The 19,755-nt window shown below is 74.9% G+C and carries 18 protein-coding genes; 9 read left to right on the top strand and 9 right to left on the bottom strand.

All coding sequences use genetic code 11. From position 1 onward, the window contains the following. Nucleotides 1-194: 194 nt before the first annotated feature. The 3 genes from fdhD to E0L36_RS15180 all read left to right on the top strand — a co-directional run bounded on the left by fdhD (nucleotide 195) and on the right by E0L36_RS15180 (nucleotide 4,110). Nucleotides 195-1,076 (top strand): formate dehydrogenase accessory sulfurtransferase FdhD, encoded by an 882-nt coding sequence (gene fdhD, locus E0L36_RS15190; RefSeq protein ID WP_180929555.1) that lies wholly within the window; start codon nucleotides 195-197, stop codon nucleotides 1,074-1,076. Nucleotides 1,077-1,332: 256 nt separating this feature from the next. Beyond that, complete coding sequence (locus E0L36_RS15185; RefSeq protein WP_180929554.1) at nucleotides 1,333-3,168, top strand: long-chain fatty acid--CoA ligase; 1,836 nt, start codon at nucleotides 1,333-1,335, stop codon at nucleotides 3,166-3,168. A 105-nt stretch (nucleotides 3,169-3,273) separates the two neighbouring features. After that, nucleotides 3,274-4,110 carry an aldo/keto reductase gene (locus E0L36_RS15180; RefSeq protein ID WP_308416767.1) on the top strand — a complete coding sequence of 279 codons (837 nt, stop codon included), beginning with the start codon at nucleotides 3,274-3,276 and terminating at the stop codon, nucleotides 4,108-4,110. A 68-nt stretch (nucleotides 4,111-4,178) separates the two neighbouring features. On the opposite strand, the gene E0L36_RS15175 is transcribed toward E0L36_RS15180, so the two are convergent. Beyond that, nucleotides 4,179-4,484: a 4a-hydroxytetrahydrobiopterin dehydratase gene (locus E0L36_RS15175; RefSeq protein WP_180929552.1), complete on the bottom strand. Its 306-nt coding sequence runs from the start codon at nucleotides 4,482-4,484 to the stop codon at nucleotides 4,179-4,181. Between the two features lie 203 nt (nucleotides 4,485-4,687). Here E0L36_RS15175 and E0L36_RS15170 point away from each other — a divergent pair, with 203 nt between their 5' ends. Continuing rightward, nucleotides 4,688-5,017, top strand: coding sequence for a YrhK family protein (locus E0L36_RS15170; RefSeq protein WP_180929551.1), 330 nt, complete (start codon nucleotides 4,688-4,690; stop codon nucleotides 5,015-5,017). Nucleotides 5,018-5,354: 337 nt separating this feature from the next. Then, a complete protein-coding gene (locus E0L36_RS15165) occupies nucleotides 5,355-6,401 on the top strand; it encodes an acyl-CoA desaturase (protein ID WP_180929550.1) in 1,047 nt (348 codons plus the stop codon). A 56-nt stretch (nucleotides 6,402-6,457) separates the two neighbouring features. Here the strand turns inward: E0L36_RS15165 and E0L36_RS15160 are convergent, their stop codons facing one another. Then, nucleotides 6,458-8,605: a phage holin family protein gene (locus E0L36_RS15160; protein WP_258016171.1), complete on the bottom strand. Its 2,148-nt coding sequence runs from the start codon at nucleotides 8,603-8,605 to the stop codon at nucleotides 6,458-6,460. A gap of 481 nt (nucleotides 8,606-9,086) precedes the next feature. On the opposite strand from E0L36_RS15160, the gene E0L36_RS15155 reads away from it, so the two are divergent. Together E0L36_RS15155 and E0L36_RS15150 are read left to right on the top strand one after the other, a co-directional pair. After that, nucleotides 9,087-9,863 (top strand): MBL fold metallo-hydrolase, encoded by a 777-nt coding sequence (locus E0L36_RS15155; protein ID WP_180929549.1) that lies wholly within the window; start codon nucleotides 9,087-9,089, stop codon nucleotides 9,861-9,863. After that, complete coding sequence (locus tag E0L36_RS15150; protein ID WP_180929548.1) at nucleotides 9,863-10,534, top strand: DedA family protein; 672 nt, start codon at nucleotides 9,863-9,865, stop codon at nucleotides 10,532-10,534. The genes E0L36_RS15155 and E0L36_RS15150 overlap by 1 nt, the downstream gene beginning before the upstream one ends. Before the next feature lie 26 nt (nucleotides 10,535-10,560). Here E0L36_RS15150 and E0L36_RS15145 read toward each other — a convergent pair whose 3' ends face one another. The 3 genes from E0L36_RS15145 to E0L36_RS15135 all read right to left on the bottom strand — a co-directional run bounded on the left by E0L36_RS15145 (nucleotide 10,561) and on the right by E0L36_RS15135 (nucleotide 13,965). After that, nucleotides 10,561-11,730, bottom strand: coding sequence for an MBL fold metallo-hydrolase (locus E0L36_RS15145; RefSeq protein WP_258016170.1), 1,170 nt, complete (start codon nucleotides 11,728-11,730; stop codon nucleotides 10,561-10,563). Continuing rightward, nucleotides 11,727-12,908 carry an aminotransferase class I/II-fold pyridoxal phosphate-dependent enzyme gene (locus E0L36_RS15140; RefSeq protein WP_180929547.1) on the bottom strand — a complete coding sequence of 394 codons (1,182 nt, stop codon included), beginning with the start codon at nucleotides 12,906-12,908 and terminating at the stop codon, nucleotides 11,727-11,729. Before E0L36_RS15140 ends, E0L36_RS15145 begins: the two co-directional genes overlap by 4 nt. Nucleotides 12,909-13,062: 154 nt before the next feature. Further along, entirely contained in the window at nucleotides 13,063-13,965 is a 903-nt protein-coding gene (locus E0L36_RS15135; protein WP_180929546.1) for a SigB/SigF/SigG family RNA polymerase sigma factor, read from the bottom strand. 401 nt (nucleotides 13,966-14,366) lie between these two features. Here E0L36_RS15135 and E0L36_RS15130 point away from each other — a divergent pair, with 401 nt between their 5' ends. Both E0L36_RS15130 and E0L36_RS15125 read left to right on the top strand, forming a co-directional pair. After that, nucleotides 14,367-14,765 carry a DUF2795 domain-containing protein gene (locus E0L36_RS15130; protein WP_180929545.1) on the top strand — a complete coding sequence of 133 codons (399 nt, stop codon included), beginning with the start codon at nucleotides 14,367-14,369 and terminating at the stop codon, nucleotides 14,763-14,765. A 150-nt stretch (nucleotides 14,766-14,915) separates the two neighbouring features. Next, nucleotides 14,916-15,272 (top strand): VOC family protein, encoded by a 357-nt coding sequence (locus E0L36_RS15125; protein WP_180929544.1) that lies wholly within the window; start codon nucleotides 14,916-14,918, stop codon nucleotides 15,270-15,272. 68 nt (nucleotides 15,273-15,340) lie between these two features. Here the strand turns inward: E0L36_RS15125 and E0L36_RS15120 are convergent, their stop codons facing one another. From E0L36_RS15120 to E0L36_RS15105, 4 genes are read right to left on the bottom strand one after another with little or no spacing between them, the layout of a single operon-like run. Next, nucleotides 15,341-16,330: a zinc-dependent alcohol dehydrogenase family protein gene (locus tag E0L36_RS15120; RefSeq protein WP_180929543.1), complete on the bottom strand. Its 990-nt coding sequence runs from the start codon at nucleotides 16,328-16,330 to the stop codon at nucleotides 15,341-15,343. Next, nucleotides 16,327-17,259, bottom strand: a complete 933-nt coding sequence (locus tag E0L36_RS15115; protein ID WP_180929542.1) for a carbohydrate ABC transporter permease — start codon at nucleotides 17,257-17,259, stop codon at nucleotides 16,327-16,329. The genes E0L36_RS15120 and E0L36_RS15115 overlap by 4 nt, the downstream gene beginning before the upstream one ends. Then, nucleotides 17,256-18,221, bottom strand: a complete 966-nt coding sequence (locus E0L36_RS15110) for a carbohydrate ABC transporter permease (RefSeq protein WP_180929541.1) — start codon at nucleotides 18,219-18,221, stop codon at nucleotides 17,256-17,258. The genes E0L36_RS15115 and E0L36_RS15110 overlap by 4 nt, the downstream gene beginning before the upstream one ends. Then, the gene (locus E0L36_RS15105; RefSeq protein WP_180929540.1) at nucleotides 18,218-19,573 is read right to left on the bottom strand and encodes a sugar ABC transporter substrate-binding protein; all 1,356 of its coding nucleotides are present in this window, start codon (nucleotides 19,571-19,573) and stop codon (nucleotides 18,218-18,220) included. Before E0L36_RS15105 ends, E0L36_RS15110 begins: the two co-directional genes overlap by 4 nt. Nucleotides 19,574-19,755: the final 182 nt, after the last annotated feature.

Raw genomic sequence — 19,755 nt, 5'->3', positions numbered from 1 at the left:
GGGCCGTCCACGGGTCCCGGCGGGGTCTTGTGCCCTCGCCGGTACGCCCCGGCGCCGTGGAGGGGACGGCGCCGGGGCGCGGGCCGGTACCGCCCCTGGCCTGGGACGCTCACCGCGGTGCGGGAGAATGGTGGCAGGCCGGGACGGGCGCGGGCCGCCCCGGGCCCCGGCACACGGAGTGGGGAGTGAGGGCGATGGGACGGGTCACCGAGCGCCGGCGCGTCATCCGGCTGCGGAACGGCGTCGTGAGCGAGCGGCCGGACACCCTGGTCGCCGAGGAGCCGCTGGAGATCCGGCTAGACGGGAAGCCGCTGGCGGTCACCATGCGCACCCCGGGCGACGACTTCGCGCTCGCCGCCGGGTTCCTGGTCAGCGAGGGGGTGCTGGGCTCCCCCGCGGAGCTGAGCGGCATCACCTACTGCGACGGCGCCGACGAGGACGGCCGCAACACCTACAACATCGTGAACGTCCGGCTGGCGCCCGGCGTCCCGCTGCCCGACATCTCGCTGGAGCGCAGCGTCTACACCACCTCGTCCTGCGGGCTGTGCGGCAAGGCCAGCCTGGACGCGGTGCGCACCACGGCCCGCTGGCCCATGCCGGGGGCCGTCGAGGAGCGGGAGGCGGCGGAGCGGCCGGGCGCGCCGGGCGTCCGGCTCTCCCCCGAGGTGCTCTCCGGGCTGCCCGAGGCGCTGCGCACGGCGCAGCGGGTGTTCGACCGCACCGGGGGGCTGCACGCGGCCGGGCTGTTCACGCCCGAGGGCGAGCCGCTCGACGTCCGGGAGGACGTGGGGCGGCACAACGCGGTGGACAAGGTGGTCGGCCGGGCGCTCCAGGAGGGGCGGCTACCGCTGCGGGACACCGTGCTGATGGTGTCCGGACGGGCCTCCTTCGAGCTGGCCCAGAAGGCGGTGATGGCCGGTATCCCGGTGCTGGCGGCGGTGTCGGCGCCCTCGTCGCTCGCGGTGGACCTGGCGCTGGAGTCGGGGCTGACGCTGGTGGGGTTCCTGCGGGGCGACTCGATGAACGTCTACGCGGGCGCGCACCGGCTGGCGCTGCGGGACGCCGCCGGGGCCTGACGACGCGCCCCCGGCCCGCCCCGGGCACGCCCCCGGGGGTGCCCCGGGGGGTCCGCGACACGGAGTGCGGGGTTCCGTGAAGGGGGTTCGGTGAGGAAACCCCGCCGGAACTGCGACGGCCCCGCACCGTTCCCCTGACGACCCCGGCCGGGGCCCTATGAGCTGCGGTGATACCCCTCCCCCCACACGGCGTCATCGGATACGGTCACTCGCGCCGCCCCACGCGGTGGGGGCACGACGCCAAGGAGCACACCCATTGCGCGAGTTGACCGTCCCGGCCATGGTGACCGCGCCCGCCACCGGGGGCCTGGCGGACACCGTCTTCGAGCACGCAGCCCGGGTTCCCGACCATCCGGTACTGGCCCGTAAGGAGCACCGGGACGGCGAGAGCGTCTGGCGCGAGGTGACGGCGGCGGAGTTCGCGCGGCAGGTCACGGCGGTCGCCAAGGGCCTGCTGGCCGAGGGGATCCGGTTCGGCGACCGCGTCGCGATCATGTCAAGGACGCGGTACGAGTGGACGCTCCTGGACTTCGCGCTGTGGACGATCGGTGTCCAGTCCGTCCCCGTCTACCCGACCTCCTCGGCCGAGCAGGTGGGCTGGATCCTGCGGGACGCCGAGGTGACGGCGGCGATCGTCGAGCACGAGGGCCACGCCATGACGGTGGGCTCGGTCGTCGGCCAGCTGCCGAAGCTGCGGCGGCTCTGGCAGCTCGACGCGGACGCCGAGGCCCGGCTCTCCGCCGCCGGGGCGCACATCGAGGACGAGGTGGTGCACCGGCACCAGCTGGCGATCACCCCGGAGACGGTGGCGACCATCATCTACACCTCCGGCACCACCGGGCGGCCCAAGGGCTGTGTGATCACCCACGCCAACTTCATGGCCGAGGTCGACAACATCGTGGCCCAGTTCGAGCCGGTGTTCCGGAAGCGGGCGGGCGACCAGGCGTCCCTGCTGCTCTTCCTGCCGCTGGCGCACGTCTTCGGACGGATGGTGGAGGTGGCGGCGGTGCGCGGCAAGGTGACGCTGGCCCACCAGCCGGAGATGGCGGCCGAGACGCTCCTGCCCGACCTCGCCTCATTCCGTCCCACGTTCGTGCTGGCCGTCCCGCACCTCTTCGAGAAGATCTTCCGGGCCGCGCGGCGGAAGGCGGAGGCCGAGGGCACGCTGGGCCCCTTCGACAAGGCGGTGGAGGTCGCCGTCCGCTACGCGGAGGCCAGGGAGGAGCGGTCGTTCGGCACCGGCCCCGGGCCGAGCGCGGCGCTGCGGCTGCGGCACCGGTTCTTCGACCGGCTCGTCTACGCCAGGTTCCGCGCCGCGATGGGCGGCCGCTGCCGGTACGCGATGTCCGGTGGCTCCGCGCTGGAGCGGCGGCTGGGGCTGTTCTTCGACGGCGCGGGGATGCGGATCTTCGAGGGGTACGGGCTGACCGAGACGACCGCCGCCGCCGTGGCCAACCCCCCGGAGCGGCCACGGTTCGGCACCGTGGGACGGCCCGTTCCGGGCACGTCGGTCCGGATCGCGGAGGACGGCGAGATCTGGCTCCGCGGCGACCAGGTCTTCGGCGGCTACCACGGCGACCCCGAGGCGACCCGGAGCGTGCTGCGGGACGGCTGGCTGGCCACCGGCGACCTGGGCTCCCTCGACGGGGACGGCTACCTCAGCATCACCGGGCGGAAGAAGGAGATCCTGGTCACCGCCGGGGGCAAGAGCGTCTCCCCGCTCGCGCTGGAGGAGCGCGTCCGGGCGCACCCGCTGGTGGCGCAGTGCGTCGCGCTGGGCGACGACCGGCCGTACGTGGCGGCACTGGTGACGCTCGACCCGGACGCGGTCAGCCACTGGCTGATGATGCGTGAGAAGCCCGAGCTGGGCGCCTCGGACCTGGTGCGCGACCCGGATCTGGAGGCGGAGATCCGGCGGGCCGTGGTCGCGGCGAACACCCAGGTGTCCCAGGCGGAGTCGATCCGCACCTTCCGGATACTGGCCGCCCGGTTCACCGAGGAACAGGGGCTGCTGACCCCGTCGCTGAAGCTGAAGCGGCGCGCGATCGAGCGGGCCTACGCGACCGAGATCGACGCCCTGTACCAGGGCTGACGTGGGGCGGCGCGGGGGCCGGGAATGCGAGCCCGGCACAGATCGTCAAGGATGGTGGACGACCAGGACAACGCGTCCAGACGAACGAACGTGAGGACCGAACGCGTGAGCACCGTTCCCACCATCCAGCTCAACAACGGGATCTCCATGCCGCAGCTCGGCTTCGGGGTGTGGCAGGTCCCGGACGACGAGGCGGCCCGCGCGGTGGCCACCGCGCTGGAAGCGGGATACCGCAGCATCGACACCGCCGCCATATACGAGAACGAGGAGGGCACGGGACGGGCGATCGCCGCCTCGGGCGTCCCGCGCGAGGAACTGTTCGTCACAACCAAGCTGTGGAACAGCTCCCAGGGGTACGACGAGACGCTGCGCGCCTTCGACGCCTCGCTGGACCGGCTGGGGCTCGACCACGTCGACCTGTACCTCATCCACTGGCCGGTGCCCAGCCAGGACCGGTACGTCGACAGCTGGCGCGCCTTCGAGCGGATCCACTCCGAGGGCCGGGCCCGCGCCATCGGCGTCTCCAACTTCCAGCCCGCGCACCTCAAGCGGGTGCTGGACCTGGGCGGCACCGTCCCGGCGCTCAACCAGATCGAGCTGCACCCGCACCTCCAGCAGTCGATCCCGCGCGCCTTCCACGCCGACCACGGGATCGTCACCGAGGCGTGGTCGCCGCTCGGCCAGGGCGGGGACCTGCTCCGCGAGCCGGTGCTGGGCGAGATCGCGCGGAAGCACGGCAAGACCCCGGCGCAGGTGGTGCTGCGCTGGCACCTCCAGATCGGCAACGTGGTGATCCCCAAGTCGGTCACCCCGGCCCGGATCGCGGAGAACATCGACGTCCTCGACGTCGAGCTGGACGACTCCGACCTGGCGGCGATCGCGGGGCTGAACACCGACACCCGGCTGGGCCCCAACCCGGACGAGATGAACTGGCTGGGCTGACCGCCCCGGCGGCGGCTCCCGGGGCGGTGGGCGCGCGGCGGGTCTCCCCCGGCGCGCGCCCACCCGGGTCAGCCCGCGCCGTGCCCGGCGGCGATGGCCTCGATCCGGCGGGCCAGGGCGATGTCCAGCTCGGTGATCCGCCCGCCCACGCTGTGCGTGTTCACCGCCACGTCCACGGTGTTGTACCCCAGCGTGAGCGTGGCGTGGTGCCCCAGCTCCTCCTGGATCGCGGCGACGTGCGTCACCAGCGCGGCGGCCGGGAAGTGCCCGGGGAGCCGGTAGTGGCGGGCCACCCGCTCCTCCTCCACACTCCAGCCGGGCAGTTCGGCGAGCGCCTCCTGGACACGGGCGGGGCTCAGTGGCTCGGGGGGCATGCCGGTCTCCTCTCCTCGGGCCGGGGGCCGCCGCCAACCGGCGGTCCACAGGGGGTCATCCGGCCGGTTGTCAGCCTCGCACGGCCGCCCGGCTACCGCCGGGTCCGCGGGCGCCCCGTCGGATGGCGCGCCCGCCCGGGGCGGCGCGCCACGGCGGCGGCGCGGTGCCGGGCGGCGGTCGCCGCGTCCTCTACGGTGCGGCCATGGACCAGGAGAACGCGTCCACCGCGGCGTCCCGGCACCACGACGAGGCCCTCACCCTCCGCGTCGGGCGCGAGGAGCTGGTACTCCGTCAGCGGTACGAGGTCGTCAGCGTCGTCAACGATCTCCTCATCGCCGTCTGGTTCCTCGTCGGCAGCCTGCTCTTCCTCGCGCCGCACGGGACGCGGGCCGGGACCTGGTTCTTCGTGGCCGGCAGCCTCGAACTGATGGTCCGGCCGGTGATCCGGTTCAGCCGTCAGGTCCACCTGCGGCGGCTGCGCTCGCAGCTGCCGGACGGCGGCCCGCCCCGGGACGCCTCGCAGGACTACTGACCCCGCGGGGCCCGCCACGGCCCCGCCCGCTCCCGCCCGCTCCCCGTCTCGGCCCCCGCGGACCGTGTGGTTCCGCCCCGCCGCCGTCATATCCCGTTGCGCGGCGCGGGTTCCGGGCCGTAGAACGGCGGAGCGCGGCCGCACGGCGCCGGACCCGCGCCGGTCACGACACCGGGGGCAACCGGGGTCGCGCGGGGCGGCGGCCGGGGTCGGGCCGGGGGAAGGCCCGAGGCCCGGGGGTGTACCTGGGTACACCCCCGAGGGTGGGACACCCCCCGGGTCATACACCGGCTGAGCGGCTGTCGGCACCCAAGGGGCCGCTGCGAGGCTCACGGGCATGACGACAGTGATCGAGGCCCCACCCCACCTCGCCCGCCAGGGCAGCGACTTCGCACGGCTCGCCCAGCGGGTCTCCGAGGCCGGGCTGCTGCGGCGCAGGCCCGGCTACTACGCCCTCCGGCTCACCCTGGTGGGCCTCGCACTCGTCGCGGGCTGGACGGCGTTCCTCACCGTCGGTGACAGCTGGTGGCAGCTGGCGGTCGCCGTGGCCATGGGGCTGGTCTTCGGGCAGGTCGCGCTGGTCGCCCACGACCTGGCGCACCGTCAGGTCTTCCGGAAGCGCCGGGCCAGCCAGCTCTCCGGGCTGATCGCCGGGAACCTGGGGATCGGGATGTCCTACGGCTGGTGGATGAACAAGCACACCCGGCACCACGCCAACCCGAACCACGAGGAGCTGGACCCGGACGTGGCGCCGGACATCCTCATCTGGTCGACCCGGCAGGCGCGCGCGGCCCGGGGCCTGCCCCGCTTCATCGGGCGGCGGCAGGCCGGGCTGTTCTTCCCGCTGCTCACGCTGGAGGGCTTCAACCTGCACGTCTCCAGCGTCCGCGCGCTGCGCGCCCCGCACATGAAGCAGCGGTGGCTGGAGGGCACCCTGCTGGCGGCGCACCTGGTGGGCTACACCGTGCTGCTGTTCACGGTGCTGTCGCCCGGGCTGGCCCTCGCCTTCCTCTTCCTGCACCAGGCCGTCTTCGGGGTCTACCTGGGGTCGATCTTCGCGCCGAACCACAAGGGCATGCCGACGCTCACCGGTGAGGACCGGCCGGACTTCCTCCGCCGCCAGGTGCTCACCTCCCGCAACGTGCGCGGCGGCTGGTTCACCGACCTGGCGCTCGGCGGGCTCAACTACCAGATCGAGCACCACCTGTTCCCGAGCATGCCGAGCCCGCACCTGCGCCAGGCCCGCCCCATCGTGCGGCGGTACTGCGCGGAACTGGGCATCCCCTACCACGAGACCGGGCTGGTGCGCTCCTGGAGCGAGGCGCTGGGTCACCTGCGGGAGGTCGGCGCGCCGATCCGGGAGGCCGAGCGCGCCCGCGCCTGACGGTCCCTCCCACCCCTCCGTGCCGGGGAGCCCCGGCCGCGCGGACGCGGCCGGGGTCAGCGGCTGGGCACGGGCGGCAGGTCCCCGCCCGGGGCGCTGCCGAACTCGGCGGACCACCCGGCCGGTTCACCACCGGACTCGGCGAGCCAACGGCGCAGCACCGCGTGCACCCGCTCGGCGCCGACCAGCGGGCCACGGCCGTCGGCCTCCGGCGGGGACAGCTGGCGCGGGGACAGCAGGAACGCCTCTCCCTGCTCTCCCCCGAGCCCGCCGTGTGACCCGATCTGTTCCTCGAAGGCGTGCACCGCGCCCGTCGCGGGGTCGACCGCCGAGTTGACCATGATGTCGGCGACGTGCGGGAAGGAGGCGGTGCGGCGCACCGCCTCGGCCGCGCCCGGGCCGAAGGGGGCCAGCGGGTCGGGGCCGATCACCTCGCCTGTCTCCAGCCGGTGCTCCCCGCCGCCGGGGCCGAGCACGACCGGCCCGTGGCGCGCGCCGCGTACCAGGACGAACCCCACGCCCCGGTGGTCGGCGAGGACCCGGAGCAGCGCCGGGTGCCGCCGCTCGATCCGCTCCCGGGAGGCGCGGCCCGGCATGTCGGGGAACGAGACCAGGCCCAGATTGCCGGAGTTGAGCACCACCGGCTCGGCCCCGTGCGCCGGTTCTCCCGCCTCCGGCGGCGCGCCCCGCCCGGCGTCCTCGGCCCACGGTTCGCTCTCCTCGGGACGTCGCAGCGCGCTGCGCGCGGAGCCGCGCGCCTCCGAGCCGCTGGCGGAGCGGCGGGCCCGCCGGGAGACGGGCAGTCCGCAGCCCGCGCGCACCAGGTCCTCCAGGGAGAGCCCGTAGGCGCTGGCGAAGGTCTCCCCGGCGCTCTGGCCGTGGTCGGAGAGGAGCACCACGTGGTACGGGCGGGGGGCGCGCCGCGCCGCCTTGGTGATCAGCGCCACGGCGCGGTCGAGGCGGCGCAGCACCTGGCGGCTGTCCCGGCCCCGGGGCCCGGAGTGGTGGGCCACCTCGTCGTAGGCGACCAGGTCGGCGTAGACGGCGGTGCGCCCGCTGAACAGGTCACCGAGGACGGCGGCGACGACCACGTCCCGCTGGACGACGGTGGCGAAGGCCCGGATGAGCGGGTACAGCCCGCCGCGGGAGACCCGCGGCCCGTCCCGGCGGACCCGGGCGCGAAGGGACTGGCCGATCTCGCGGAGGACCTCCGCGACGAAGGAGGCCGCGGTGCGGGTGGCGTTGGCCGGATCGGAGAAGTAGGCGAAGTATCCGTCGCGGGAGCGGTTGTCCCGGCCGCGCCGTCCAGCGACGGACAGGACCAGCGCCGACTGCCCCGCGCCGCCGCTGAAGAGGTTGCCGCGGCTCGCGCCGTCCAGCGCCAGCAGCCCCCGGTCGCCGGTGGTGGCGACGGCGCGGCGCTGGAGTTCGGCGGCGCTGCTGGGGTGGTTGCTGACCATCACCCGCCGGGTCTCCTTCTCGTACCAGCGGAAGGCGGGCACGTCGGCGTTGCTGCCGTGCAGGATGCCGAGTTGGCTGGCGCCGGTCTGGCTGGGCCAGTCGGTGCGCCACGGGGTGAGCCGGTGGGTGGTGGCGGCCAGGTGGGCGACGGTCGGCATCACCGGCGGATCGTCCTCGCTCCCGGCGATCGCCTCGCGCAGGACCGCGTGGCCCACTCCGTCGAGCTGGAGGAAGAGGGTGCCGGGGGTGGCAGGCGCCCCGGCGGCTCCGGCGCGCCGGCGGTCCCGGTCAGCGAGCCGGGTCAGCCGGCGACGGTAGGCGTCGTCGTCCCGGACGGCGAGGAAGGTGCTGGTCGCCGAGGAGGCGGCGGACATCGCGGCGGCCACGACGACGGCGGTGGTCGGGTCGACGCTTCCCCGCCCGTAAGGGACGAGGTAGAGGGCCAGCCAGAGCAGCGAGCCGTTGAGGAAGAACACCAGCAGCCCGAGGACCAGCGCGGGCACGAGCAGCAGCGCCCGCACCAGCACGGGCCAGACCAGGGCGCTCAGCAGTCCGAAGGCGCCCGCGCCGACGGCCGCGGTGATGCCGACGACGGTGGCGCTGTCCCCGTCGGCCGACTGGAGCCGGAACTCGGGCAGCACCCCGGCCAGGCCCAGCATGGTGAGCGTGGTCACCAGCCACACGGCGCAGACCCGGAGGGCTCCGGAGCCGAGGCTCCGCCACGGTGGTACGCCCCGTCGCAACGCTCCCCCTCACCCCTCTCTGGTTCTCCGGCCCGGTGGACCATCCCCGGGTCCACCGGATTTCACCCACGTTCGCCGGGGTTTCGCCCGCCGCGTACCAGGGGTCCGGCTCTCCACGCCCCCGCACGCCCTGGGATACCTCGCCTACTTTTGCACAGTGCCGCGCCCCGTCCGGAGGCCACCCGTCCGGCCCGCGGGTGGCGCGGCCCGCGTCTCCGGCTGGTCTCCGGCGGGCTCCGGCGCGGCCTCGCGCACGGGCGCTCAACCCCGGACGCCGGTGCGCGGTCTCCCCTGTCGGCCGTGCCGCCGCGTCCGGGCCGGGTGGGCGGCGACCCGGTCCCGCCCGCCCTCCCCGGACGGGGGCGGCGAGTACGCTCGGGGGGCGCGGCGCCCGGGGCGGAGCCGGCGGCGGCGTTCCCCGTCGCGTACGGCCGTGGCGGGCGCGGGCACCGCGCGCCACCGAGAGCCGAGAGGAGCGGTCTTGCCGGTAGAGGTCACGTGGTGGGGCCACGCCACGACGGCGCTGCGGGACTCCGGAACCACGCTGCTCACCGATCCGCTGCTGGTCCGGCGGCTGGCGCACCTGCGCAGACGCCGGGGCGCGCTGCCCCCGGCCGGGGCCCTGAGCCCGGACGCCGTCCTCGTCTCCCATCTGCACGCCGACCACCTGCACGTGCGCTCGCTGGCGCGGCTTGCCACCGGCACCCGGACCGTGCTGCCGCGCGGCGCGGTGCGCTGGGTGCCGGGCCTGCGCCGGGTCGCTGACCAGCTGGACGTGGTCGAGGTCGGGCCGGGGGACGAGGTGCGGGTCGGGCCGCTGCGCGTCCGGGCGGTCCCGGCCGCGCACGACGGCCGCCGTCTGCCGTACGGTCCGCAGCGGGCGCCCGCCCTGGGGTACGTGGTGGAGGGCGCGGCCCGCACCTACTTCGCGGGGGACACCGGGCTGTTCGACGGCATGGCGGGCGAGGTCGGCCCGGTGGACGTGGCGCTGCTGCCGGTCGGCGGCTGGGGCCCCTTCCTCGGCGCGGGGCATCTGGACGCCCGGCGGGCCGCCGAGGCGCTGACCCGGCTGGCGCCGGGCTGTGCCGTTCCAGTGCACTACGGCACGTACTGGCCGATAGGGCTGGACGCGGTCCGGCCGCACGAGTTCCACGCCCCGGGCGAGGAGTTCGCGCGCCACGCGGCGCGGCTCGCCCCGCGGGTGCGGGTCCGCCCGCTGGGTCACGGGGAGACGGCCGCGCTGGGGGCCGAGCGGTGATGGAACCGATCACCCGGCTGGGCGACGTCGGGCGGTACCTGCTCGGTGTGGGCGAGACGGTCGTCGTGCCGGACGAGTCCACCCAGCACGCGCTGGGCTACCCCTCGCTCTTCCTGCTGGTGGTGCTGGGCTCGCTGGTGCCGGTGGTGCCGACCGGAGCCCTGGTGAGCAGCGCCGCCGTGGTCGCGCTGCACCAGAGCGTCCCGCCGCTCTCACTGCTGGTGGTCTGCCTGGTGGCGAGCACCGCCGCGTTCGCCGGGGACACCGCGCTGTTCTGGCTGGGCCGCCGCGGGGTGGGGTCGAGGAACGGCTCGCGCTGGCTGGAGAGGCTGCGGGAGCGCGCGGCGCCCGAGCGGCTGGCGCAGGCGCAGCGGCGGCTGCGCGAGCACGGGATCACGGTGCTGGTGGTGTCCCGGCTGGTGCCCGCCGGGCGTATCCCGGTGATGCTGGCCTGCCTGCTGGCGCGGATGCCGATGCGGGAGTTCGTCCGGGGGAACCTGCCGGCCGCGCTGGCCTGGGCGGTGACCTACCAGGTCGTCGGCGTGGTGGGCGGGTCGCTGTTCGCCGAGCCGTGGGAGGGCGTGGCGGCGGCGGTGGCGCTCGCCCTGGTGCTCGGCGGGGCTCCGGCGCTGTGGCGGCGGATGCGGCACGGCCGCGAGCGCCTCTCCTGAGCGGCGGGGCGGTCGTGTCCGGCGGGTCAGCCGAGGACGCGGGAGCCCCCCACCGGCAGGTCCCACAGCTCCGAGCGGGGGCGGCCGGTCGCGGCCCAGGCGGCGCGGACCCGGACGAGCGGCTCCAGCGGGTCCTCGGCGGAGAGCCGGAAGGTGGACCAGTGCATCGGCGCCATCGCGCGGGCGCCCAAGTCCCGGCAGGCGCGCACCGCCTCCTCCGGGTCGGTGTGCACCGGGCGCAGCATCCAGCGGGGCGCGTAGGCGCCGATGGGCAGCAGGGCCAGGCCGATTCCCGGATAGCGCTCACCGATCTCGGTGAACCAGTGGCCGTAGCCGGTGTCGCCCGCGAAGTACACCCGCTCGCCCCGGCTGTCGGTCAGCACCCAGCCGCCCCACAGTGAGCGGCAGGTGTCGGTGAGGGTGCGGCGGGACCAATGGTGCGAGGGGACGAAGTCGAAGCGCACCCGGGCGCCCCCGGGAGCGGGCAGCTCGGCCCCTTCCCACCAGTCGAGTTCGGTGACCCGGGTGAAGCCGCGCCGCCGGCACCAGGCGCCCACCCCGGCCGGGACGAAGAGCGGGGTGGCGTGCGGCAGCCGCCGCAGCGTGGGGGCGTCCAGGTGGTCGTAGTGGTTGTGCGAGATCACCACGGCGTCCACCGGCGGCAATTGGCTCCAGGCCACCCCGACGGGGGTGAGGCGGGCGGGGGTGCCGAGGATCCGGTGCGACCACACCGGGTCGGTGAGCACGGTGAGCCCGCCGACCCGCAGCACCCAGCTGGCGTGCCCGGCCCAGGTCGCGGCGACGCACTCCGGGCCGGGATCGGGCAACGGGCCCGGCTCGAAGGGGAGTTCCGGCAGACGGCCGCTGGCGGCGCCGGGGCGGGACCCACCCTCACGGGCGATCCGCGCCATGTCGCGTACCCCGGGCAGCGGCGCCGTCAGCCGGTCGGCGAAGGAGCGGGGCCACAGCCGTCGCGCCCCGAGCGGGTGCGGGGCGGTCAGCGGGGGCACGGCCGTGCTCCGGTCCGGCGCGGCCGCCGGTCCCTGGCGTGGGCGCCTCTCCCGTCCGGGGGCGATCCCGGGGCGGCCCGGCGGGACGGCGGGGACCGGTGGCCCGGACGGCGGCGAGGTGGCCGCCCCGGAGGGCCACGGGTCGTCGGAGACGTCCTCGGGGTGCTCGTCGGCACGTTCGGTCATCGCGGGGGGCTCCCATCCGTGAGGGCGGCCAGTACCGACTCCAGCGAGTTCAGCGCCTCCTCCACCCCCGGCTCGCCGAGCGAGCGGGGCTCCCCCGGCGAGCGGCCGCCCCGCCGCCCGCCCGGCGCGGCCAGAAGCCCGGTGTGCAGGCGCACCCGTAGGGCGTGCGGATCGTCACCGAACCGGTGGCCCCCCTCGGCGTACGGGCCGAGGTGCCGCACCAGTTCGGCCTCCAGCCCCGCCGCGTCCACCACCCCGCGTCCGGCCAGCCGGGGTCGCAGCGGTTCCAGGTCGGCGTAGACCGCGGACCCCAGACGCGGCGGGCGGCACAGCGCCCCGGCCGCCGTGGCCCGCTCGTACAGCGCCGTGGCCAGCTCGCCCCGGGTCCGTCCCGCGGCGGCGCGGCGCTCCCGGGCCGGACCGGCCTCGGCGAGCACCTCGGCCGCCGCGTCGGCGCAGGCGACGGGCACGGTGCCGCGCAGCGTGTCCAGTACCGCGCGCACCCGGGCGCCCAGCGACGGGCCGGGGTCCGCCGCCGGGGGGCAGCGGACGATCCCGACCGTGGGACCGCCCGGTTCCGGCTCCTCCCCGAGGTCGGCCAGGACCACGGCGGCGGACTCGTGCGGCCCGCCGTGCAGCATCTCCCCGGGCGAGACGATCAGCGTGTCGTGCGCGCCGTGCGAGGTGTCGCGCCAGGTCTCGTCGCTCACGACGAGAAGCCCCGCGTCGGTCGCCGCCTCGCACACCTCGTGCAGCAGCTCGGGCGGGGCCGCCGTCCCCGTGATGTCGTCCGCGACGGACAGCAGGAGCGCCCCGGGCTCGACGCCGCGTTCGGCCGCCCGGCGCACCGCCTCCGCCAGCGCCACCGGGTCGGGCACCCCGCCGCACTCGGCGGGGACCGGCACCGGCAGCACCGGGCGGCCGAGCAGCCGTGCGGGCGGCGCGTACCAGGCGGGGCAGGGACGGGGCAGCAGTACGCCGCCGCCGTTGCCCGGCAGGGGCCGGCCGGCGGCCTCCCGGGCGGCGGCGTCCGCGGCGAGCACCGCGAGCAGCAGGAGCGGCGCCCCGGGGGCGACGGCCACCTGGCCGGGGGCGGTCGGCATACCGCGCCGCTCCCAGTACCCGCAGGCGGCCAAAGCGACCGGACGGGTACGCCCGTCGTGCTCGGTGGCCCGCATCCGCTTCCCTGTCTCCGCCGTCTGCCGTGCCCGGAGACCCGGGCCCCGGATGATGTAGATCGGACAAACTGGTATCCGGAGCCACTCTGGCAGACGCGGCGGAGCCGCCCGGGGAAGACACGTTTCGGCTACCGCGTTCGTCCGAGCGATCCCGTCACGCGGCGGCGGGTGGGGGAACGGAACCGGCCGCGTCGCCGCCGTCCCCGGGGCGCTCCGCACCGCCGTACGGGCCGGGTCCCCGGGCGCCGGTCTCGCCCTCCACCTCCCGGTACAGCCGGTCGCAGCTGCGGCTGATCAGCCGCGAGACGTGCATCTGGGAGATGCCCAGCCGCTCCGCGATCCGGGTCTGGGTCATATCGCAGAAGAACCGGAGGTAGAGGATCCGCTGTTCGCGCTCCGGCAGTCGTCGCAGCCGGGGCTTGACCGCCTCCCGGTGGACGATCCGGTCGAAGCCCGGCTCGGAGTCGCCGAGGGTGTCCCGCAGCGCGTATCCGTCGTCGGCGCCGGGGAGTTCGGCCTCCAGGGACAGCGCGTTGTAGCTCTCCAGCGCCTCCATCCCGGTCCGGACCTCGTCCCGGGTGAGCCCGGTGTGCTCCGCGAGCCGGTCGACGCCGGGCCGTTCCCCGTCGAGCGTCAGGCTCAGCTCCCGCCAGCCCGTCCGCACGCGGTTGCGCAGCTCCTGCACCCGGCGCGGCACGTGCAGGTCCCACATGTGGTCGCGGAAGTGCCGCTTGATCTCCCCGGCGATGGTGGGCACGGCGAAGCTCTCGAAGGCGCTGCCCCGCTCCGGGTCGTACCGCTCCACCGCCTTGACCAGGCCGAGCGCCGCCACCTGCTGAAGGTCCTCCAGTGACTCGCCGCGGTCGCGGAACTGCCGGGCGAGCCGCTCCGCCATCGGTATCCAGGCGCGTACCACCTCCTCCCGCAGCCGCTCCCGGCGCGGCCCGTCGGGTAGCGCGGCGATCCGGCGGAGGTCGGCGTCGGTGTCGGGGGCGTCGTCGTGCGGGTGACGGGCACGCGGGGCACGGACTCGTCCGGTGATGGCGTGCGTGGTCATGTGCTGCGTCACTCCCCATACGTGGTGGACGGTTTCGGGGATCGACCGCGGGCGCGCGGCACGGTCTCGGCGATCCCGGCCGCCCGGTGAACCCGCGCGGCCGACACGGGACGCCGCTCCCGCGGACGTGCCTTCGCATCCGAAGCGCGGGGGCTCGGATGCCCGTACACACCCGCCCCAAACGTCGGCGCGGTGGGGCGTGCCGGGAGGCCGCCGCCCGCTCTCCCGGGCCGGGGACGGCCGCCGGCGCCCGCCGGTGTCAGCCGCCGGACGGCGGGTACTCGTAGCGCGCCGTACGGAGGAGGCCGGGGCCCCGGTCCCTCCGGTGGGGGGCGGGCGGCGGTCCGTCGCATGCCCGGCGGGTCCCGTCCGCGCCCGGCAAGAGCACGTGGAGGAGCGACATGCAACGTGGCAGCAACAGGTTGAGCCAGCAGCGCGACGACGAGGCGAAGCGGGAGCTGGAGGGCCATCTGCGCTCCGGTCACCCGACCCGCGCCGAGGAGTGGGACGACGTCGAGCCCGGCGCCGACGACGATCCGGAGCTGACCGAACGCCCGGTGCCCCCGGCGGGAGCGCCGACCCTCCAGGAGTCGGAGGACGAGGCGCTGCGGTCGGATCTCGCCCGGCAACTCGGCGGACGTCACGCGTTCCCGAGCGACCGGGAGGGGCTGGAACGCACCCTGCGGGACCGGTACGCGCCGGACCAGATGGTCGGCGTGGTCCACGAACTCCCCTCCGGGCACACCTACCAGAACGTCCAGGAGGTCATGGCGGCGCTGGGCCGCGAACCGCGCGCCTAGCGACGGGAGACCACGCAGAACACGGAGGGCGGAAAGCCCCGGGTCGCGGAGGGCGGAGACCGGGTCGCGGAGGGCCGTGGCCCGGTGTGGCGCGGCGTGATCCGGTGCCTCGTCTGACGGGGCGTCGGCCCGCCAACTAGGCTCGCCCCCATGGATATTCTGGGGACCTCACTGCGCGTCTGCGTCGACGACCTGGACGCCGCCGTACCGGTGTACGAGAAGCTGACGGGCGCCGCGGCGATGCGGTTCGAGAACGGCCCGGTGGAGGTCGCGGCGGTCGGCCCCTTCTTTCTGATGAGCGGGCCCGAGGGCCATCTGGAGGTGCTGCGGAAGATCACGGCGACGCTCGCGGTGCGGGACGTGGACGAGGCGGTGGCCGACCTCCAGGCCGTCGGCGCGCAGATCGTCGCGGGCCCGAAACCGACCGCCGCCGGGCGGAACGTGATCGCTCGTCATCCGGACGGCAGCGTCTTCGAGTACGTCGACCAGCGCGGCGCGGCGGGCTGAGCGGTGCGGGGAGCGCCCGGCACTCCCCGCACCCACCCCGGGGGCATCCCGCCTCAGGGGCCAGCGCCTCAGGGGACCACGACGATCTTGCGGCCCCGCCCGGCGGCGAACCGCTCCAGCGCCTCCGGGTAGTCGTCCAGCGGCAGCCGGTCCGAGATGAGGACCTCCGGGTCGAGGACGCCGCCGGCGAACAGTTCGGCAGCCCGCTCGTAGCTGTGCAGCACCGCCATCGAGCCGGTGATGGTGATCTCCTGGTTGTAGATCCGGTACGGCTCGATCGTCGCCCGCGTCGCGTAGTCGGCGACGCCGAACTGGAGGAAGGTTCCGGCCTTCGCGACCCGGGAGAGCCCGTCCTGGATGGCGGCGGCGTTGCCGGTGGCGTCGACCACCAGGTCCCAGCCGCGCGGCTGGTCCAGCTCCTCGGCGGTGGCGGCGGAGCGGGAGGCGCCCAGCGTGCGGGCGGTCGCCAGCCGTTCCGCGTTGAGGTCCAGGACGTCGACGCTCGCGGCGCCGGTCCGTTTGGCCAGCTCCAGCATCATCAGGCCCATGGTGCCGGAGCCGTAGATCAGTACCTGGGAGCCGAGTTGGCTGCGCAGTACGTCGTAGCCGCGTACCGCGCAGGAGAGCGGCTCGATGAGCGCCGCGTCCTGGGTGCGCACGTGCTCGGGCAGCCGGACGCAGTTCGCCGCGGGCGCCACCGCGAACTGCGCGGCGCCTCCGGCGGTGGTCACCCCGATCGCGGCCCAGCGGTCGCAGAGGTTGTTGTGGCCGGTCCGGCAGTAGCGGCAGGCGTAGCAGTACAGGGAGGGGTCGACGGCGACCGGGTCGCCGTCGGCGAACCCGGTGACCTCGCGCCCCCGGGCGACGATCCGCCCGGCGAACTCGTGGCCCGGCACGAGCGGCAGCGAGGGCGCGAACTCGCCCTGGAGGATGTGCAGATCGGTGCCGCACAGCCCGCAGGCGGCGACCTCCACCACCACCTCGTGGGGGCCGGGCGCCGGATCGGGGACGGTGGTCAGCGAGACGACGCCGGGTGACTCGACGAGGGCTGCCTTCATTTCACGGCTCCTAGCGACAGGCCCTGGACCAGTTTGTCCTGGGCGGCGAACCCCGCGGCCAGCACCGGCAGGGAGATGACGAGCGACGCGGCGCACACCTTCGCCAGGAACAGGCCCTGGCTGGTGATGAAGCCGGTCAGGAAGACCGGTGCGGTCTGGGCGACGACACCGGTCAGGACCCGCGCGAACAGCATCTCGTTCCAGCTGAAGATGAAGCAGATCAGCGCGGTCGCGGCGATGCCCGGCGCGATCACCGGGGCGATGACGCGGCGCAGGATGGTGGGCAGCCGCGCGCCGTCCAGCTGCGCCGCCTCGATCAGCGCGCGTGGCACCTCGGCGAGGAAGGAGTGCAGCATCCACACCGCGATCGGCAGGTTCATCGAGGTGTACAGGACGATCAGCAGCCAGATGTTGTCCAGGCCACCGGTGTGCTTCGCGAACAGGTACACCGGTAGCAGTCCGGCCACCACCGGCAGCATCTTGGTGGAGAGGAAGAAGAACAGCACGTCCCGCCACTTGCGGACCGGCCGGATGGCCAGCGCGTACGCGGCGGGCAGCGCCAGCAGCAGCACCGCCACCGTGGAGACCACCGAGGCGGCGGCGGAGTTGGCCAGCGCGGGCCACGGCCCCGCCCCGCCGTCCCCGCCGAAGAACTCGCGGTAGCCGTCGAGCGTCAGCGGGGCCGTGACCGAGGGCGGGTTGGTCGCCGCGTCCGGCTCCGAGTGGAAGGACGTCAGCGCCATCCAGCCGATCGGCAGCGCGAACAACAGACCGGCCGCCCAGGCCAGCAGTCCCAACGCGGCGTCGGCGGTGCGCCGTCGACGGGGCGGGCGCCCCCGGTCGGCGGGTCGGCGGCCGGACCCCGGCGCGGACGCGGGGGACTCGGGGGGCCCGGGGGCCGCGGGGGACCCGGACGCGGTGGCGCTCATCGGCCAGCCTCCTCACGGAACAGGGACGAGACCACCCGCAGCGCGAGGGTGGCGATGACCAGTGAGCCGATGACGACCAGCACCCCGGCGGCCGACGCCACCCCGTACTCCTGCCCCTGGTAGAAGGTCTGGTAGACGGCGTAGGGGAGGTTCGCGGTGCCGAGGCCGCCGGAGGTGATGGTGAACACCGCGTCGAAGTTCTGCACGATGTAGATCGAGCCGAGCAGCGCCCCCAGCTCCAGGTAGCGGCGCAGGTGCGGGAAGGTCAGGTAGCGGAAGACCTGCCAGGGGCCCGCCCCGTCGATCCGCGCCGCCTCCACCACGTCCGTCGGTCTGCTCTGGAGCCCGGCCAGCAGGATCAGCATCATGAACGGCGTCCACTGCCAGATCAGCGCCGCCTCCACCGCGAGCAGCGGCATCTCACCGATCCAGTCGGGCTGCGGTCCCTCCCCCGGCAGCCAGCTCAGCACTCCGTTGATCAGCCCGTACTCCGGGTTGTACAGCACGTGTTTCCACAGCAGCGCCGCGGCGACCGGAACCAGCAGGAACGGCGCGATCAGCATCGTGCGCACCACCCCGCGTCCGGCGAACCGGCGGTCCAGCAGCAGCGCCAGCGCGAGCCCCAGCACCAGGCTGGTCAGCACCACGGCGGCGGTGAGCACGGCCGTGGTCAGCACCGCCTCCCGCAGGTCCGCGTCGCCCAGCACCTCGCGGTAGTTGGCGAGACCGCCGAACTCGCGGGCGTCCGGGTAGAGCGCGTTCCAGTCGAAGAACGAGATGACCAGGGTGGCGACGAACGGCAGCTGCGTGACGACGATCAGGAAGACCAGCGCGGGCAGCAGCGGCGCCCGGGTCACCCAGGCCCGCAGCCGCCCGGGGGGAGCGCCCCGCTCCGCGCGCGGCCGGGGGCGGGCGGCGAGCGTGGTCCCGCCCCCCTCTCGGGATGTCCTGGTGGTGGTCATCGGCCCCGGTACTCCTCGGATATCTCCTCGGCCAGCTCCTGCGAGGCGCGCAGCGCCGACTCGACTGACTTGCGGCCCGCGATGGCCGCGCTGATCTCGTGCGACACCTTGGTACCGACCTCAGCGAACTCCGGGATGTCGACGAACTGCACGCCGATGGTGGGCCGTTTCTGCACGCCGGGGTCGCGGGGGTCGGCCCGGGTGATGGCCTCCCGGGTCACCTCGTGGAAGGCGCCCGCGGCCCGCCGGTAGCCGGGGTGCCGGTAGGTGGAGGCGCGTTTCCCGGCGGGGGCGTTGGCCCAGCCGCTGACCTTCCCCACCAGCCGTTCGTACCCCTTGCCGGAGGCCCAGGAGATGAACTCCCAGGCCCGGTCCGGGTTCGGGCTGGCCTGCTGGATCCCCCAGGCCCAGGTGTAGAGCCAGCCGGAGGACTCGGTGCGCTCGACCGGCGCGGGCACGTAGCCGACCTTGCCGCGGACCGGGGAGGAGGACGCCTCCAGCGAGCCCGCACCCGCCGTCGCGTCGTACCACATCGCGGTCTTGCCCTGCGTCATGTTGTTCAGGCACTCCGCGTAGCCGGACTGGGCGGCCCCGGACTGCCCGTGCTTCCGCACCAGTCCGACGTAGAACTTCACGGCCCGGGTGAACTCGGGACTGTCCAGCCGGGCGTTCCAGTCCTTGTCGAACCAGGTACCGCCGTAGGTGTTGACCACGGTGGTGAGCGGGGCGATCACCTCGCCCCAGCCCGGCAGCCCGCGCAGGCAGATGCCGCGCATGCCGCGCTCGGCGCCGTCGGCCCGCGCCGCGAGCCGGGCGACCTGCCGCCAGGTGGGCTTCTTGGGCATGTTCAGCCCGTGCTTGGCGAAGACGTCCTTCCGGTACATCAGGAAGGAGGACTCGCCGTAGAAGGGCTGGGCGTAGAGCTTCCCGTCGCTGCCGCTCAGGGACTGCCGGATGGAGGGGAGGACGTCCGCCTGGTCGAAGCCCCGGTCCCGCTTCGCGTACGAGTCCAGCTCGCGGAGCCAGCCGTTCTTGGCGTAGATCGGGGCCTCGTAGTTGCTGATGGTGGCCACGTCGTACTGGCCCGCCTGATTGGCGAAGTCCTGACTGATCTTGTCGCGGACCTCGTTCTCCGGGAGCAGCGTGAAGTTGACCTTGATGCCGGTCCTCGCGGTGAAGTGCTTCTGTGTCAGCTTTCGCAACTCCGTCATCTGCGGGTTGTTCACCATGAGGACGTTGATGGTGTCGCCGCCGGACCCGAGGGCCCCGAACCCGGCGCAGGACGCCAGCAGCACGGTGGCCAGGGCGGCGCCGACGGCCGCCCGCGTTCGGTGGCGGAACTGGCCGCGCATGGATGCCTCCTGCTCGTTGGGGACACGGCGGGCACCCGGCACACACCGGGCGGCACGGCCCGCGAGGCGGAACGGAGCGGCCGGGCGGGCCCGGCCGCCCCGGGAGGCCCGGTGTGAGCGGGAAGTCAGACAGCGGGGAACGGGAACCGGAAACGAAGCGGAACCGCGCGGACCCGGGAGGC

It is taken from the genome of Streptomyces sp. AJS327, assembly GCF_013450295.1.
Taxonomy (GTDB): Bacteria; Actinomycetota; Actinomycetes; order Streptomycetales; family Streptomycetaceae; genus Streptomyces.
The sequence above is the reverse complement of the archived record's forward strand: the minus strand, read 5'-3'. Positions and strand labels throughout refer to the sequence as shown.